Origin of the sequence: Faecalicatena orotica, assembly GCF_003149245.1 — a bacterium.
Lineage (GTDB): Bacteria > Bacillota > Clostridia > Lachnospirales > Lachnospiraceae > Faecalicatena_A > Faecalicatena_A orotica.
The window spans coordinates 45,891-62,120 of record NZ_QGDL01000015.1 but is presented as its reverse complement, the minus strand read 5'-3'; the positions used below and the strand labels follow the sequence as shown (position 1 = coordinate 62,120).

Below are 16,230 nucleotides of genomic sequence, written 5' to 3'. Positions count from 1 at the left end.
ATATTTTTCCTGCCCGGACTGAAGGGTTTCATTATATGCTTTGTTCGGCTGTCCTGCCATTTTTATAGTTTAATATCCTGCAGATATGGATTCTCGGCCTCATAGAATTTTTCTGCATCAACCGCTTCTGCAATCTTCATATCGATCGGCATCTTACCGAGTACAGGCATGTTCAGTTCCGCCGCAATCTCGTCTATGTGGCTCTCGCCGAATACTTTGATCTCTTTCCCGCAGTCAGGACATTTTACATAACTGTAGTTTTCCACCACGCCAAGCACAGGGATATTCATCTGTTTTGCCATGTTGTATGCTTTCTTCACGATCATCTGTACAAGGTCCTGAGGAGATGTTACAATGACAACCCCGTCTACCGGCAGTGACTGGAATACGGTTAACGGCACATCTCCGGTTCCCGGAGGCATGTCCACGAACAGATAATCAATGTCTCCCCACATAACGTCAGTCCAGAACTGTGTTACGACTCCTGCAATAACAGGCCCCCTCCAGATAACCGGGGTATCCTCATCCTCCAGCAGAAGGTTGACGGACATGATTCTGGTCTCATCCTTTGCGATACAAGGGAACATCCCCTCATCACTGCCCTTCGCCGTCTCATGCACACCATACATCTTTGGAATGGACGGTCCTGTAATGTCTGCATCCAGAATGCCGACGGTGTATCCTTTCTCACGCATCATTCTGGCCAGAGATGCAGTCACGAGTGATTTGCCTACGCCTCCCTTTCCACTGATAACGCCGATTACCTTTTTAATCTGTGAATATTTATTTGCCGGAACTCTGAAATCCTCCTTTTTGCTCTCACATGATCCTGCATGTGCGCAGCCTGCACAGGACTCTTCGCTGCAGCCATTGCTGTATTCATCTGCCATATTGCTCTACCTTCTCTTTCTATAATAGTATCGTACTGTTTCAAAAAGCAAGCCTGCCTGTAACGGCAAGGCCCGCTTTTTGTATTATACCATAAATACTAAACTCGTGAAATACCTCGTTAAGTATTTAGGTATATGTCTTACTAAGCGTGATAAAACCACGCTAAGTGCGAGCATTATACCATAAATGCAATTTACTAAAAACCCTCGGAATGATGCATACCCCTATACCAGTTTTTCTATGGCACCGGACTGTATCGCTGTAATGTTTTGTGTAATGCGCTCTTTCGGCCAGTCCCACCATTTCAGCTCCAGAAGGGTCTTAATCGTACCTTCTGAAAACCGTTTTCTGATAGGATTTGCCGGTATTCCGCCGACGATTGTATATGGTGCAACGTCTTTTGTCACAAGCGCACGGCTGCCTATGACTGCACCGTCACCGATGGTAACCCCGGCCAGAATAACTGCCTCATAGCCGATCCACACATCATTTCCTATGACGATATCACCCTTGTTGTCCCAGGAATCTGCAACATTTTTCATGTCAAGCCCCCACTCCTCAAAGAAAAGTGGAAACGGATACGTAGACAGGGATGACATCCTGTGATTTGCACTGTTAAACAGGAACTTTGCTCCGCAGGCAATAGAACAGAACCTGCCGATCACAAGATGGTCATGGTTGACCGGATAATGATACAGCACATTACTTTTTTCAAACAATACCGGGTCATTGACAAAATCATTATACATCGTATAATCGCCGACCATAATGTTTGGATCGCTGATTACGTTCTTTAAATAAACTGTCTGATTGTCTCCCGTTCTGGGATATATTTGTTTCTCTGGAATAGCCATTTTAAGTCCTCCTCTTAATTGTTAACCACTTATTTCAACCATTCCAGCTAATGCAATGCAAAGCTTCACAAACGCTCACCTCTTTTTAATTTGATACAATATTTATCATAACATAGAGATGCTTTAAAGTAAACTTTCCCATCCGTCCTTCGTTTCTACAATTCATCCCGGGTGACGTCTTTCAGCCACTTGAAGCTTTTGTAGCGTATCCATGTGATCGGTACTTTAATCAGCTCGTCGCACATCAATATCATGTATACAACCGGGACGCTGCATTTAAACACAAATGCGGCCAGCCATCCAAACAGGATAGAACCTCCCCACATGGTAGAAACATCCATAATCAGGCCGAACCTCGTGTCCCCGCCTGAACGGAATGTTCCTACTACCATCGTTGTGTTGAATGATTGGGCAACTACGAAATAAGACATAATAAAGAACATGAATTTCAGATAGCCCTTAGCCTCCACAGACAGTGACAGCGCCGCCGCTGCGACCGGTGATGCCGCCAGAATCAGCCCCCCGCCTAATGCCCCCATAATGACGCTCAGCCAAAGAAACCTGTTGGCATATGCCTTTGCATGTTCAAATTTTTTCTCCCCTATTGTTTTACCTAAATAAATCGCAGTGGCGCTCGACAGGCCAAATGCCACAACAGTTGCCAGCTGTCTGGCCACCTGCGCGACAGAATTTGCAGCCACGGCCGCGCTTCCCATATGTCCTAAAATAGCCGTGTTCGCAGCCGTGCCAAGCCCCCACATCACCTCATTCATAACAACAGGCAGTGCATAACGCAGGAAATCCTGCACAAGTATTTTATCTGTCCTTAAAAAATAGTTTATCCGGAATTTTATGTCCTTATTAAAGAACCTGGCATATCCAAATACGAGTACCAGCTCCGTAATCCTTGCAATCAGCGTTCCAAGCGCCGCACCCTGAATTCCCATCGCCGGACAGCCCAGAAGGCCAAAAATAAAAATGGCATTCAGGACCACATTCACGATAAGCGAAATGAGGTAGACGACAGTTGCCACAACCACCCGCTCCACACTGCGCATCACATAAAGGTAAACCTGGGTAATCCCCATTATCACATATGAAAATGCTACAATCCGCAGGTATTGTATCCCCTGTGCTGTCACCTCCGGATCATTCGTAAATATCTTCATCAGTATCCCCGGAATCACAAGGGCCGCAATCATAAACACCGCAGTAACCACCACCGCCGCCTTCATTCCAAGAGCCAGTATCTTCTCAATCGTCTTCTTATCGCCCTTCCCCCAGTACTGTGCCGTCAGCACCGTTGCTCCGGACGTCAGGCCAAACAGAAAAAGAACCATGATGTACTGCACCTGCCCGGCCAGAGACGCCCCTGAAAGGGCCTTTTCCCCCACCTTGCCCAGCATAATAACATCCGCCGCAGTAACCCCCACATTTATCAGATTCTGCAGCGCCATCGGAATCACAAGGGCAAACACACTTTTATAAAACTTACCCCAGTCAATCCCCAGCTGATTCTCTATATGTAACCTGCCTTTCTCCACACTCATCTTCTTCGCCGCCCTCTCTTATACTTTATATTTTTCACCTGTCTGGAAAACATCTATCCACACACCGGCCTAACCTTAGAAAAGATGCCCTCCGCTGACGCAAAGAACATCTTAGTATAAAAATATTAGCATAAAATTCCAAAAAGGTACAGGGCAAACTTCAAATTGGTACACCACAAACCTTAATTTGGGACGTAGTAAACCTGAACTATATTACGTCCCTAATCTCTTTCTTTTTGATATTACCATTGCGATGCATAAGATTGCCGCTGCGAATACGAGTTGTATTCCGAATGCCTGCAGTATTTCTGTCCTTACATTTCCGGTGATGCTTCCGTATTCGGCCAGCAGGTCGTTGCCTTTTACGTACCAGTAGACCGGCAGGAACTGTGCAACTGTTTTTACGCCTTTCCCCAGTAATTCCAATGGGACGAAGACGCCGCAGAGGAAGCCCATCCCAAGGGAGAGTATATTAACGATTCCGTTCAGTGCATTCGTGTTATTTGTAATCATTCCGACCATGTATGCGAGTGATAATGCCACCACCAGCATGATTAGGGAGTTTATGATGTAGTATGGAACGTTTTTGCTTTGCAGGAATTCTTTTCCATACAGGATTAGATTCCCGGCCATGCTGATTCCCCACAATACCAGGCCGAATACAGATGCCGCCAATAGTGCCTCCATATTTTGTCTGCGTGCGGAAACCGCACTTGCCTGCATTCTTTTCTGGATGTCTGGCTTATGGAAAACGGACAGGATGTTTCCAAGGACATAGCAGAGTATGCTCAGCAGGAGATAAGGGATGTATTGAAAATAGTAACTGTATACCGGTGCCTCTCCTGCGTTTCCGTTACTGGCCAGCATTGTTACTGATGGTTCCTTTGCCTCATTTACTGCTTTGACTGCCTCTCCAACTGTATACCCTGCTGCGTTGTATGTTTTCATGTTATTCAGAAAGCTGTTGATCTGCTGGTCTACATAGAAGCTTGTGTATGAACCCGGAATTTTGGTCACAGACAGTTTTTCATCGCCGTCCAGACATTTTTCCTCGAATCCGGCAGGAATCTTTACAATATATTCGATGTTCGAATAGAACATGTTTTCCTGTAATTCTTCTTTATTGTTCTCTGTCAATGTTACCTGATGGTACTTTTCAAGATACTGCATAAGCCCTTTTGCCATTTCTCCGCCATCTTCATCCACAAATGCTAGCTTTACGCTATGTGCTGTATAGCTGTCATTCATCGTTGATTTGACAGAACTTTGTATCATTAGAGTGATTCCGAAGAAAACCACCAGATAGAGAATGATGATGGCTGCATTTTGTTTTGTGATTTTCATATATCCTTTAAATATTGTCATAACGTTCCCTCCTGATCACTAAGAATGAGCCAATTGTCAGTACCGCAGACATTATGACCAGTGTCATCAGGCTGCGTCTGAACCGAAGCGGGTCATCATAGACATTAATGCAGTAAAAGGCATCTGATATCAGTGCGGCCGGGTTGATCCGGTTTATGATCGGGCAGTTTCTTTCTACTACATCCTTCATCCCTGAATTCATCAGCCCTGCCAGGAAACTGCATACCATAGAAATCCCCAGCAATATGGCAATCTTGATTCCTTCTCCCCGTTTACTGGAACTGCTGATAAAGATTCCCATTGATACCCCGATCATGCAGCCGACAAAAGACACAAGCAGCATCTGCGGCATCTGCCCGTCAAATTCCAGTTTCAGTACAAACTTCAGGTACAATAGCAGTATTATTACATTAATGAAGTGAATCCCAAAAGAAGTCAGCATCTCTGAGAGAATCAGTTTCAGCTTATGGGTCGGTGTTACACATCTTCTTGCCGCCAGAGCGGTCAGGTTTGCCTGCAGGGTCAGTGCAGATCCAAAACCGATAAAACAGCCATACATACATGCCATCGCTATCAATGCATAGAAAAACTGTGCATTGCCATTTGTCGTCCTGCCGCCCAGAGATACCTGAGAAACTAATTCCTCGTAATTCTCCATCTGTTTTACAGCGTTCTGGATGCCTTCTGGATGACTTGCCGCAATATTTTCCATTGTCTGCCTTCCATTCTCATAGCTTTCCAGCAGGGACTGAAGAATACTCTCCTCCAGACCGACTCCCCTGACAGTAAGTGACGGCTCATCACCGGCGTAAAAAATACCGGCTGCTTTCTTTTCTTCCAATGCTTTTTGTGCTTCTTTTTCATCCATTTTCTTTACTGTAATCAGTTTTGTATCGTCCGCCTCGATGCTCTTCAGAAACTCTGTAAATGCATCCGCCTCTGCGCTGTCTGCCTCTTCCACAATAACCACTGGCACTGTTTCAAAATCTGCTTCTTCCATGCGCCCAAAGGCAAAGTAAAAAAACGTTGCCAGAACAAGAGGAAAAACCAGCGGCCAGAAAAGCATATTAAAATTATGCAGTTTTACTTTCACATCGTATTTCATTAAATGCAGCATATCTTCCCTCCTAATCTCTCAGTTCTGTTCCTGTGATTTCCAGAAAAACATCGTTTAAAGTCGGCAGTTCTGAAAAAACTCTCCCGAAAGAAACTGCGTTCTCCTGCAGATAATTCAGAATGCGGATCAGGTTATGTTTTGCGCCCGTACATCTCACAGTCAATACCTGTTCATCGTACCGGACATCAAACACATGAGGCAGCTGTCTGATTTCCCTGATCTGTGCCTCTTCTATTGCAACGGCTTCTATTGTTACAGTCTCACCTGTTTTGATCATACTCTTGAGCTCTTCCTTCGTCCCCGATGCTATGCTCCTGCCGTGGTCCATGATCGCAATCCTTGTGCAAATTTGTTCCACCTCTTCCATATAATGGGATGTGTATATGATCGTCGAGCCCTGCCTGTTCAGTTCCTTAATCCCTTCCAGAATCCGGTTCCTGCTCTGCGGGTCCACCGCGACTGTCGGCTCATCCATAATAATCAGCCTCGGCCTGTGTGCGATTCCGCATGCAATGTTCAGCCGTCTTAAAAGGCCTCCTGAAAGCTTTTTCGGACGCATCTTTATATATTCTTCCAGTCCCACAAACTGGACGGCTTCCTCTACAAGTTTTTTCCGTTTCGCCTTCTCCTTCACATACAGCCCACAAAAATAATCAATGTTTTCATAGACTGTCAGCTCATCGAAAACCGCCACATTCTGAAGAACGATTCCGATCTGCTGCTTGATCTTGTAGCTGTCAGGCTTCATCTCTTCACCAAAAATCGTGACCTTTCCTTTGTCATATTTCAGCAGTGCCAGCATACAGCTGATCGCCGTCGTTTTTCCCGAACCGTTCGGACCAAGCAGCCCGAAAATTTCCCCTTCCTCTATTTCCAGATTCAAATGATCCAGCGCCACCAGATTTCCATATCGTTTTACGAGATTTTCTATCTTTATCATAACATTTCCTCCTTCATACATGCCTGTTTAAGACATTACCGTATTCCTTCCTTTCATTCTATGTCTATACTATAATGGTTTTGGGTGAGATATGGTAGTGTCATCCGTCACTGCATATACATGACAAATGTCATAAAATATATGGAAACACCTAAATACTCAACGAGGTATTTCACGAGTTTAGTATTTATGGTATATTGCTCGCACTTAGCGTGGTTTTTTCACGCTTAGTAAGACATACACCTAAATACTTAACGAGGTATTTCACGAGTTTAGTATTTATGGTAAAATAGATGTAGATTATTTTTTTCTGAAACTTTAAATCACCTAAAAGGGAGCCTGCGATGAAATACATGAAAGATTCCGTGCTAATCCTGCTTTACTGCTTTTTTACACTATTTCACACCCGCCCGGACTTTTACTATGTCCTGGCTTTATTAGCAGCCCTGATCATATGCTGCATGGACTGTTTCATGGATTTAAATTTATACATCATCCCCATTTCCCTTGTATTTCTTTTGATATCATGGTTCTGCCCTGCCTTTCTCTATTTTTTCCCGGCCGTGGCCTATGTTCTTTTCCGCCGCAGGTGCTATATACCTCTTATCGCAGGGGCGGTGTTTTATGTATGGACTTTCCTCATTCATACAACGGATTATTTCCTATTCCTTCTCGGTGCATTCGGCATCCTCCTTGCTTTTCTGTTGGAGCGGCAGACTACAGGTTACAATCAGCTGGAAGACTTATACAAACATACTCGTGATGACAGCCGTGAATTAAACCTGCTCCTGACGGAGAAAAACCATACACTGCTGGAAAAACAGGATTATGAGATTTACACGGCAACCTTGAAGGAGCGCAACCGGATTGCCCGGGAAATCCACGACAATGTCGGTCATCTGCTCTCCCGCTCCATTCTGATGGTCGGTGCCATGAAGGCAGTGAATACGTCCCCGGGACTATCAGAGCCTCTAAATACACTGGATTCTACTTTGAATTCTGCAATGGACAGTATCCGCAGCAGTGTGCATGACCTCCATGATGAGGCCATAAACTTAGAAGAGGCCACGCAAAGTCTCTTAAATGATTTTACGTTTTGTCCCGTCAGCTTTGAATTTGATATGGGCAGAGATATTCCAAGAGAGATTAAGTTTAGTTTTATCAGCATAACAAAAGAAGCCCTCTCCAATGTCATGAAGCACAGCAGTGCCACGCAGGTCCATGTAACCATGCGGGAGCATCCGGCCCTCTACCAGCTCTGTATAGAAGATAACGGGACAGCCGGACCCATTTCGGATGAGGGGATCGGCCTGATCAATATGAAAGAACGGATTCATACCCTGAAAGGCAATATACAGATTAGAAATGACAAAGGGTTTAAAATATTTATTACTATACCAAAGGAGATTTCATAATGAATATATTAATAATAGATGATGACTGCCTTGTTGCAGGCGCCTTAAAGACGATTCTGGAAGCAGAAAAGGATTTTCATGTCCCTGCATGCGGGCATGACGGGACAGACGCCGTGTCCCTGTACCGGGAGCACAGGCCGGATGTCCTGCTTATGGATATCCGTATGAAAGAAATGAGCGGGCTGGATGCCTCGGCAGAGATACTGAAAGAATTCCCGGATGCGCGTATTCTCCTGCTTACCACCTTTTCTGATGACGAATATATTATCAAGTCATTAAAACTGGGAGCAAAGGGCTACCTTCTGAAACAGGATTATCAGAATATCGTCCCTGCAATCCGCGCTATTTTCTCAGGCCAGACGGTATTCGGCAATGAAATTGTCTCCAAAATCCCATCCCTGCTCCAGCAGACGCCATCCTTTCACTACGAAGATTTTGACATCCATGACAGGGAACTGGAGATCATTGAGCTGATCGCAGAAGGACTGAGTAACAAAGAAATCGCTTCCCGCCTGTATTTAAGTGAAGGAACAGTCAGAAACTATTTGAGTTCCATACTTGATAAACTGGAACTGCGTGACAGAACCCAGGTTGCCGTATTCTATTACCAGCACAAAGCATAACCCGTCAACACCGCTCAAACGAAAAGGAGAGAATCTATTATGGCTGTACATACATCCGATATCACCCTCGTCCCTAATGACCAGCTCAAGCCTCTGGATACGATAGACGGCTTTCAGGTCCGCCCCGGCTTCTTCCACTCCTTCGGGGCCACTATCATCCCCGGCGGAGTCAGTTTCACTATCCAGTCCCACGGCGCTTCTTCCTGCGAACTGCTCCTCTTCCACCGCATGGCAGAGGAACCTTTTGCGGCCCTCAGGTTTCCTGATAACTACAGGATCGGATTCGTTTATTCTATGATCGTGTTTGGTCTGGATATCGAAGAATTTGAGTACGCCTTCCGTCTGGACGGCCCATATGACGAAAAAAAAGGACTGCGTTTTGACAAGACAAAGATTCTTCTTGACCCTTATGCAAGGGCCGTCACAGGGCAGAGCCGCTGGGGTGTCACGAACTGCTGTGAGCATGGCTACCGTGCCCGCGTCGTGAGAAATAATTTTGACTGGGGGCTGGAAAAACAGCCTCAGATTCCGATGGAGGACCTCGTCATCTATGAAGCCCATGTGCGTGGTTTTACACGGGATTCCTCCTCCGATGTCTGCTGTCCGGGAACCTTTCAGGGACTACGCGATAAGATTCCGTATCTGAAGGATCTGGGGATCAATGCGGTCGAACTGATGCCCGTCTTCGAATTCGATGAAATGAGAGATGCCCGTCTGATCGACAACAACCAGCTTCTGGACTACTGGGGGTATAACTCCGTCTGTTTCTTTGCCCCCAATACCAGCTATGCCTCCTCTATTGAATACAATCAGGAGGGCCGTGAGTTAAAGCAGCTGATCAAGGCCCTCCATGACAACGGCATTGACGTCATACTAGACGTTGTATTCAATCACACTGCCGAGGGAAATGAATACGGCCCCAGTTTTTGCTTCAAAGGATTTGATAATAATATTTACTATATGCTCACCCCCGACGGATATTATTACAATTTCAGCGGCTGCGGCAACACACTGAACTGCAACCACCCGGTTGTCCAGCAGCTCATTCTGGACTGCCTGCGCTACTGGGTTACCGATTACCGCGTGGACGGGTTTCGTTTTGACCTCGCCTCCATACTCGGAAGAAACGAGGACGGTTCCCCGATGAACCAGCCGCCGCTTTTAAGAAGTCTGGCATTTGACCCGATCCTCGGCACGGTAAAACTGATTGCGGAAGCATGGGATGCGGGGGGCCTCTATCAGGTCGGTTCTTTCCCCTCCTGGCGCCGCTGGGCAGAATGGAACGGAAAATACCGGGACGACATGAGAAGGTTCTTAAAAGGTGACGCCGGCCTTGCCGAAACCGCAGCCCAGCGTATCTTAGGTTCCCCTGACCTGTATGATCCGGCATCAAGGGGGTTAAGCGCCTCCGTCAATTTCCTGACATGCCACGACGGTTTTACTCTCAATGATTTATATTCTTATAATGAAAAACATAATGAAGCCAATGGCTGGAACAACACGGACGGCTCCAATGACAACAACAGCTGGAACTGTGGTGTAGAAGGAGAAACCGACAACCCCGAGGTCCTGAAACTAAGAAAGCGTATGATGATGAACGCCTGTGCCGTCCTCATGACAAGCCGTGGAACCCCCATGTTCCTCTCTGGAGATGAATTCGGGGATACACGCTTCGGCAATAACAATCCTTACTGCCAGGACAACGAAATCTCCTGGCTGGACTGGACCCTGTTAGAAACAAACCGGGACCTCTTTGATTTCTTCCGGTACATGATTGCCTTCCGTCAAAAACACACCGTGATCCGCAAAGACCTTAAGCCGGCCCCGGGCGGGTTCCCATGCACCAGCATTCACGGCCTGACCCCGTGGCTCCCCGACTACACACCAGAGTCACGGACCATCTGCATCATGTATGCCGGATATGATCCGGAAAAACAAACAGAAGACATCGTTTACCTTGCCGTCAATCCTTACTGGAGGACACTCGAACTCACACTCCCCAGCCTCCCGGCCGGAAAATCCTGGCACATCGCAGTAAACACCGGCGACCCTGCCCACTTAACCTTTCCGGACGAAAACATGCCCGAAATAAAAAACACCGTACTGCTCGGCGGCCGCTCCGTCATCATCTTTACGGTACAGTAAAAGAGGAGGGGGTAAAATATCCTCCAGTAACTGGTGTGCAACTTCCGATTGAGCTAAACAGCTGGGGCGGGGGAAAGTATGCAGCCTGCTCACGGCTAGGTCGTTTCAGAATCCTTTTAACGAGCGAGTAGAAGTTCTTATTGAAAAAGAGATGCTCAGAAGGGATGAAAATTGATTTTCCAAAATCAATTTTCAAGCCGGCCTAAGGCGGAAAAATATCTATTTTTCCGCTGCATGCCTGCTGCGCCCTTCTGAGCATCTCTTTTTCTATTAGAACTTCTTCGTTGAGTGGACTGGATTCACTTCCTACTCATCGAATGCTTCTTTCATTTTATCCATAAACCCTTTTTTCTTCCCTTTTCCGGATTTCCCGCTGCTCTCGCCTGTGTCAAGATTCAGTGAATTTCCTGACAGCCTGTCGAATTCACGCAGTGCCTCTTTTGCTTCCGGGCTTAACTTCTCCGGTGTCTGGATGACCAGTGTTACATAATGGTCTCCACGTACCTGGGCGTTTCTCAGGGAAGGCACACCTTTTCCTTTCAGGCGCACTTTTGTATCTGTTTTTGTTCCTGCCTTTACGGTATAGATCACATCTCCGTCCACAGTCGGGATCTTTACATCCCCGCCCAGTGCCGCCTGTGCAAAGCTGATCGGCACGGTTGAGAAGATATGCATATCCTGTCTCTGGAAGATCGGGTGCCTCGATACGTTTACTTCCACGAGCAGGTCGCCCCTCGGGCCGCCGTTTGTTCCCGGCTCGCCTTTTTCACGGATTCTGACACTCTGTCCGTTGTCGATGCCTGCCGGAATGGAAACCTGGATTCTTTTCTTGCTGGATGTATATCCGGTACCTGAACAGGAAGAACATTTCTCTTTAATCACTTTTCCTGAACCACCGCAGTTCGGACAAGTCTGAACATTCTGTACAGTTCCGAAGAAGGACTGTGATGTATAAACTACCTGTCCCTTACCTCCGCACTTCGGACAGGTCTCCGGGGATGTGCCCGGCTTTGCGCCTGTTCCGTTACATGCTGTACATGGGTCTTTTAAAATGACCTCTAATTCTTTTTCACATCCGAAAACTGCTTCCTCAAATGTGATTCTTATACTTTTGCGTATATTCGCACCCTTCATCGGGCCATTATTTCCACGGCCGCCTCTTCTTCCGCCTCCGCCGAATAAATCCCCGAAGATATCTCCAAATATATCGCTGAAATCAGCACCGCTGAAGTCAAAACCACCGAAGCCTCCAGCTCCGCCGGCCCCGCCTTCAAATGCTGCGTGTCCAAACTGGTCATACTGGCGGCGTTTTTCAGGGTCGCTGAGCACTGCATACGCTTCAGATGCCTCTTTGAACTTCTTCTCGGCTTCGGCATCTCCCGGATTCATGTCCGGATGGTACTTTTTTGCTAAAACACGGTATGCTTTTTTGATTGCTGCATCATCAGCATCCCTGCCTATGCCAAGCACCTCGTAATAATCTCTTTTTGACTCTGCCATAACACTCTACCCTTTCATCTGTCTGATTATGATTTTGTACAAAGAAATTCTACGAAGCCGCTTCTTGCAGCTTCGTAGAACCCTTTTTCAAGAATAAACCTGTCTGTTACAGGCCTATTCCAGCGGACATTTAGACTTCTTTATAATCTCCGTCTACTACGTCATCTCCTGTGAAACCTTCCGGTGCCGGACCTGCTTCGGGTGCCGGTCCCGGCTGTGGGCCTGCTCCTGCCGCACCAGCCTGCTCATACATCTTTGTGAACAGCTTCTGGGCGCTTTCCATCAGTTTCTCTTTCGCTGCCTTAATCTCTGCAACCTGAGCCTCTGTAGCGTCTTCCGGACTGGATTTTGCAAGGATATCTTTCAATGCCTGGCAGTCTGCCTCCACTGCAGCTTTATCTGTTGCATCTAGCTTGTCACCAACCTCTTTGATTGCCTTCTCTGTCTGGAATACCATAGCATCTGCTTCGTTTCTTGTATCAATTGCTTCTTTACGCTTCTTATCCTGAGCTTCGAATTCAGCCGCTTCTTTTACAGCCTTGTCGATATCGCTGTCAGACATGTTGGAACCTGCTGTAATCGTGATGTGCTGCTCTTTGCCTGTTCCAAGGTCTTTTGCAGAAACATTAACAATACCGTTTGCATCAATATCGAATGTAACTTCGATCTGCGGGATTCCGCGTGGAGCCGGAGGAATTCCATCCAGTCTGAACTGGCCGAGTGATTTGTTGTCCCTTGCAAACTGTCTCTCACCCTGTACAACATTGATGTCTACAGCTGTCTGGTTGTCTGCTGCTGTAGAGAAGATCTGGCTCTTCTTTGTCGGGATGGTTGTATTTCTCTCAATCAGTCTTGTCGCAACTCCGCCCATTGTCTCAATAGACAGTGACAGTGGGGTAACGTCCAGAAGAAGGATATCGCCTGCGCCGGCATCTCCTGCTAACTTACCGCCCTGAACGGAAGCACCGAGTGCAACACATTCGTCCGGGTTAAGGGATTTACTAGGTTCTTTTCCTGTCAGGCGTTTTACTTCTTCCTGAACTGCCGGAATACGTGTGGATCCACCTACCAACAATACCTGGCCGAGTTCTGATGCTGCGATTCCTGCATCAGAAAGCGCACGTCTTACAGGTTCTGCTGTCTTCTCAACAAGATCATGAGTTAACTCATCAAATTTTGCTCTTGTCAGGTTCATATCGAAATGCTTCGGTCCCTCAGCTGTTGCTGTAATGAACGGAAGGTTGATGTTTGTTGTTGTTGCGGATGAAAGCTCTTTCTTTGCTTTCTCAGCTGCTTCTTTCAGTCTCTGGAGAGCCATCTTGTCACCTGACAGGTCAACACCCTCTTTTGCCTTGAAATCTGCAAGCATGTAGTCTGTAATCTTCTGGTCAAAGTCATCTCCACCGAGTCTGTTGTTTCCGGCTGTGGATAATACTTCGATGACTCCGTCACCGATCTCGATAATAGATACGTCGAATGTACCGCCTCCGAGGTCATATACCATGATCTTCTGCTCTTTTTCGTTGTCCAGACCATATGCCAGAGCTGCTGCTGTAGGCTCGTTGATGATACGTTTTACATCCAGACCTGCAATCTTACCTGCATCTTTTGTAGCCTGACGCTGTGCATCGTTGAAATATGCAGGAACAGTGATTACTGCCTCTGTTACTTTCTCTCCCAGATATCCTTCTGCATCTGCTTTTAATTTCTGAAGGATCATAGCGGAAATCTCCTGCGGAGAATACTTCTTGTCATCAATCGTTACTTTATAATCTGTACCCATCTCTCTTTTAATAGAAGAGATTGTCTTGTCTGCATTTGTAACTGCCTGACGTTTTGCAGGCTCACCTACCAGACGTTCTCCCGTCTTTGTAAATGCCACTACTGACGGTGTTGTCCTTGCTCCTTCTGTATTAGCGATAACGGTTGGCTGTCCACCTTCCATAACAGCTACACAGCTGTTTGTTGTACCTAAGTCAATACCAATTATTTTGCCCATAATCAAATCCTCCTAAATTATTCATTAAATTAATTTGCAACTTTTACCATACTATGTCTCACTACACTTTCACGGTATGTGTAGCCCTTCTGGAATTCTTCGGCCACCGTGTTCTCTCCGAATTCTTCATCCTCAACATGCATCACAGCGTTGTGGTAATCCGGGTTGAACTCATTTCCGACCGCCTCGATCGGCTTTACACCAATCTCTTCCAGTGTAGTCATCAGCTGTTTATAAATCTTCTCCATTCCTTCCGCAAAAGGATTGGCCTTGTCTTCCTCTGGCACAGCTGCCAGGCCGCGTTCAAAATTATCAACGACCGGAAGAATCTTTTCTATGATATCTTTCGCACCTATCTCATACATCTGGGATTTCTCCTTTTCTGTACGTTTGCGGAAGTTATCAAACTCAGCCATCTGACGAGTGAGCCGGTCAGTCAGCTCTTCAATCTTCTCGTCTTTTTTATCTTTCTTATTCTTTCTGCCAAACAGTTTCTTTTCTTTGCCGGATTTTTCTTTATCATCATCCGCTGCTTCTTCCTCAGCCGCAGGTTCTTCTGCGTCCTCTGATGCATCTGCTTCGTCATCCTCTGAAGCGTCTTCCATTTCTTCGGCCTCTTCTGTCTGTTCTTCGGCCTCAGACTGTTCGTCCGTCCGGGCTGCCTGTTCCTCAGCCTCTTTCGCGGCCTTTGCTTTCGCCTCTTCCACCGCTTCTTTTATCATATCTTCTTTGCTCATATTTTCTTCCACCAGCTATTCACCTTCCTATTCTTTTGGATCTTTGTAATAAATTGCATCCAACTCGTTCTGCAGAGTCTTCAGCGTCTTCATGACATGTTCATAATCCATACGTTTTGGACCGATGATACCGATCGTACCCTTCATGCCCTCGCCCAATTCGTAGGTCGCTGTCACAACACTGCAGTCCTTCATGGTCTTCACCGGTGCTTCATCTCCGATGTATACCTGAATTCCATGACTGTCTTCACTGGCAAGGGTCTCTGTAACAAGTTCCGCCAGCTGCTGCTTTTCTTCAAATGCACTGATAATCTCCTGTGCACTCTCTTTATCACTCAGTTCCGGATACTTAAAAATGTTGGTAGCCCCGCTCGTGTAGATCTCCATATCTTCGTCCACATGTATGACTTCCGCTACCGCATCCAGAACATCGCTGATGACCTGGCTGTGAATACCTGCCTGCTCTTTCAGCTTTGCAATCAGCCCCAGGTTGATCTCTTCTATAGACATTCCATTCAATGTCGTGTTCAGCAGCATATTCAGCTTAAACAAATGTTCATTACTTAAGGTTTCACCGACTTCGATGATCTTATTCTTGATGACATTCCCGTTCATCACGATCACAGCTACAATCTGTTCCTCATCCACCTGTGAAAGCTGGATGAACTTCAGCTTATTCCGGCTGTTAACCGGTGCGGATACCATCGTTGCATAGTTAGTATTCGCCGCCAGAACCTTCGCCGCCTGCTTCAGAACTTTATCTACCTTATCCGTCTTCTCCAGCATCACATTGCGAAGCTCCAGAATCTCCTGCTCCTTCTCTTCCATCAGCATATCCACATAAAAGCGGTATCCTTTATCAGAAGGAATACGTCCTGCGGACGTGTGGGGCTGGAAAATATATCCCAGATCCTCCAGATCTGCCATCTCGTTACGGATCGTAGCTGAACTTAAATTCAAGTCCGTGTATTTGGAAAGAGTTCTTGAACCAACCGGCTCTCCTGTCTCCAGATAGTTCTGAATGATCGCTTTTAAAATAACCATCTTTCTCTCACTCAGTTCTGTGATTCCTGCCATAGGCCCTCCTTTCCGCC

13 protein-coding genes are annotated in these 16,230 nt (G+C 46.5%); 3 read left to right on the top strand and 10 right to left on the bottom strand.

Annotation, left to right across the window (positions count from 1 at the left end; genetic code table 11):
* Positions 1 to 62: 62 nt before the first annotated feature.
* From A8806_RS20925 to A8806_RS20900, 6 genes are all read right to left on the bottom strand, one after another.
* Positions 63 to 890: an Mrp/NBP35 family ATP-binding protein gene (locus tag A8806_RS20925; protein WP_109733119.1), complete on the bottom strand. Its 828-nt coding sequence runs from the start codon at positions 888 to 890 to the stop codon at positions 63 to 65.
* 225 nt (positions 891 to 1,115) lie between these two features.
* The gene (locus tag A8806_RS20920) at positions 1,116 to 1,745 is read right to left on the bottom strand and encodes a CatB-related O-acetyltransferase (protein ID WP_109733118.1); all 630 of its coding nucleotides are present in this window, start codon (positions 1,743 to 1,745) and stop codon (positions 1,116 to 1,118) included.
* Positions 1,746 to 1,900: 155 nt separating this feature from the next.
* A complete protein-coding gene (locus tag A8806_RS20915) occupies positions 1,901 to 3,295 on the bottom strand; it encodes an MATE family efflux transporter (RefSeq protein WP_109733117.1) in 1,395 nt (464 codons plus the stop codon).
* 213 nt (positions 3,296 to 3,508) lie between these two features.
* Entirely contained in the window at positions 3,509 to 4,660 is a 1,152-nt protein-coding gene (locus A8806_RS20910) for an ABC transporter permease (RefSeq protein ID WP_109733116.1), read from the bottom strand.
* A complete protein-coding gene (locus A8806_RS20905; RefSeq protein ID WP_109733115.1) occupies positions 4,647 to 5,777 on the bottom strand; it encodes an ABC transporter permease in 1,131 nt (376 codons plus the stop codon). The genes A8806_RS20910 and A8806_RS20905 overlap by 14 nt, the downstream gene beginning before the upstream one ends.
* A gap of 10 nt (positions 5,778 to 5,787) precedes the next feature.
* Positions 5,788 to 6,717 carry an ABC transporter ATP-binding protein gene (locus tag A8806_RS20900; RefSeq protein ID WP_109733114.1) on the bottom strand — a complete coding sequence of 310 codons (930 nt, stop codon included), beginning with the start codon at positions 6,715 to 6,717 and terminating at the stop codon, positions 5,788 to 5,790.
* 344 nt (positions 6,718 to 7,061) lie between these two features.
* Here A8806_RS20900 and A8806_RS20895 point away from each other — a divergent pair, with 344 nt between their 5' ends.
* The 3 genes from A8806_RS20895 to glgX are packed head-to-tail and all read left to right on the top strand — an operon-like array spanning position 7,062 to position 10,900.
* Positions 7,062 to 8,132, top strand: coding sequence for a sensor histidine kinase (locus tag A8806_RS20895; RefSeq protein ID WP_109733113.1), 1,071 nt, complete (start codon positions 7,062 to 7,064; stop codon positions 8,130 to 8,132).
* Positions 8,132 to 8,755 (top strand): response regulator, encoded by a 624-nt coding sequence (locus tag A8806_RS20890; RefSeq protein ID WP_109733112.1) that lies wholly within the window; start codon positions 8,132 to 8,134, stop codon positions 8,753 to 8,755. Before A8806_RS20895 ends, A8806_RS20890 begins: the two co-directional genes overlap by 1 nt.
* 39 nt (positions 8,756 to 8,794) lie before the next feature.
* Positions 8,795 to 10,900 (top strand): glycogen debranching protein GlgX, encoded by a 2,106-nt coding sequence (glgX, locus tag A8806_RS20885; protein WP_109733111.1) that lies wholly within the window; start codon positions 8,795 to 8,797, stop codon positions 10,898 to 10,900.
* Positions 10,901 to 11,206: 306 nt separating this feature from the next.
* Here glgX and dnaJ read toward each other — a convergent pair whose 3' ends face one another.
* The 4 genes from dnaJ to hrcA all read right to left on the bottom strand — a co-directional run bounded on the left by dnaJ (position 11,207) and on the right by hrcA (position 16,213).
* Positions 11,207 to 12,400, bottom strand: coding sequence for a molecular chaperone DnaJ (gene dnaJ, locus A8806_RS20880; protein ID WP_109733110.1), 1,194 nt, complete (start codon positions 12,398 to 12,400; stop codon positions 11,207 to 11,209).
* 130 nt (positions 12,401 to 12,530) lie between these two features.
* Positions 12,531 to 14,399, bottom strand: coding sequence for a molecular chaperone DnaK (dnaK, locus tag A8806_RS20875; RefSeq protein ID WP_109733109.1), 1,869 nt, complete (start codon positions 14,397 to 14,399; stop codon positions 12,531 to 12,533).
* A 29-nt stretch (positions 14,400 to 14,428) separates the two neighbouring features.
* Positions 14,429 to 15,136: a nucleotide exchange factor GrpE gene (grpE, locus tag A8806_RS20870; protein WP_109733212.1), complete on the bottom strand. Its 708-nt coding sequence runs from the start codon at positions 15,134 to 15,136 to the stop codon at positions 14,429 to 14,431.
* Positions 15,137 to 15,163: 27 nt separating this feature from the next.
* On the bottom strand, positions 15,164 to 16,213 hold the full coding sequence (gene hrcA, locus A8806_RS20865) for a heat-inducible transcriptional repressor HrcA (protein ID WP_109733108.1): 1,050 nt from the start codon (positions 16,211 to 16,213) through the stop codon (positions 15,164 to 15,166).
* Between the last annotated feature and the right edge of the window lie 17 nt (positions 16,214 to 16,230).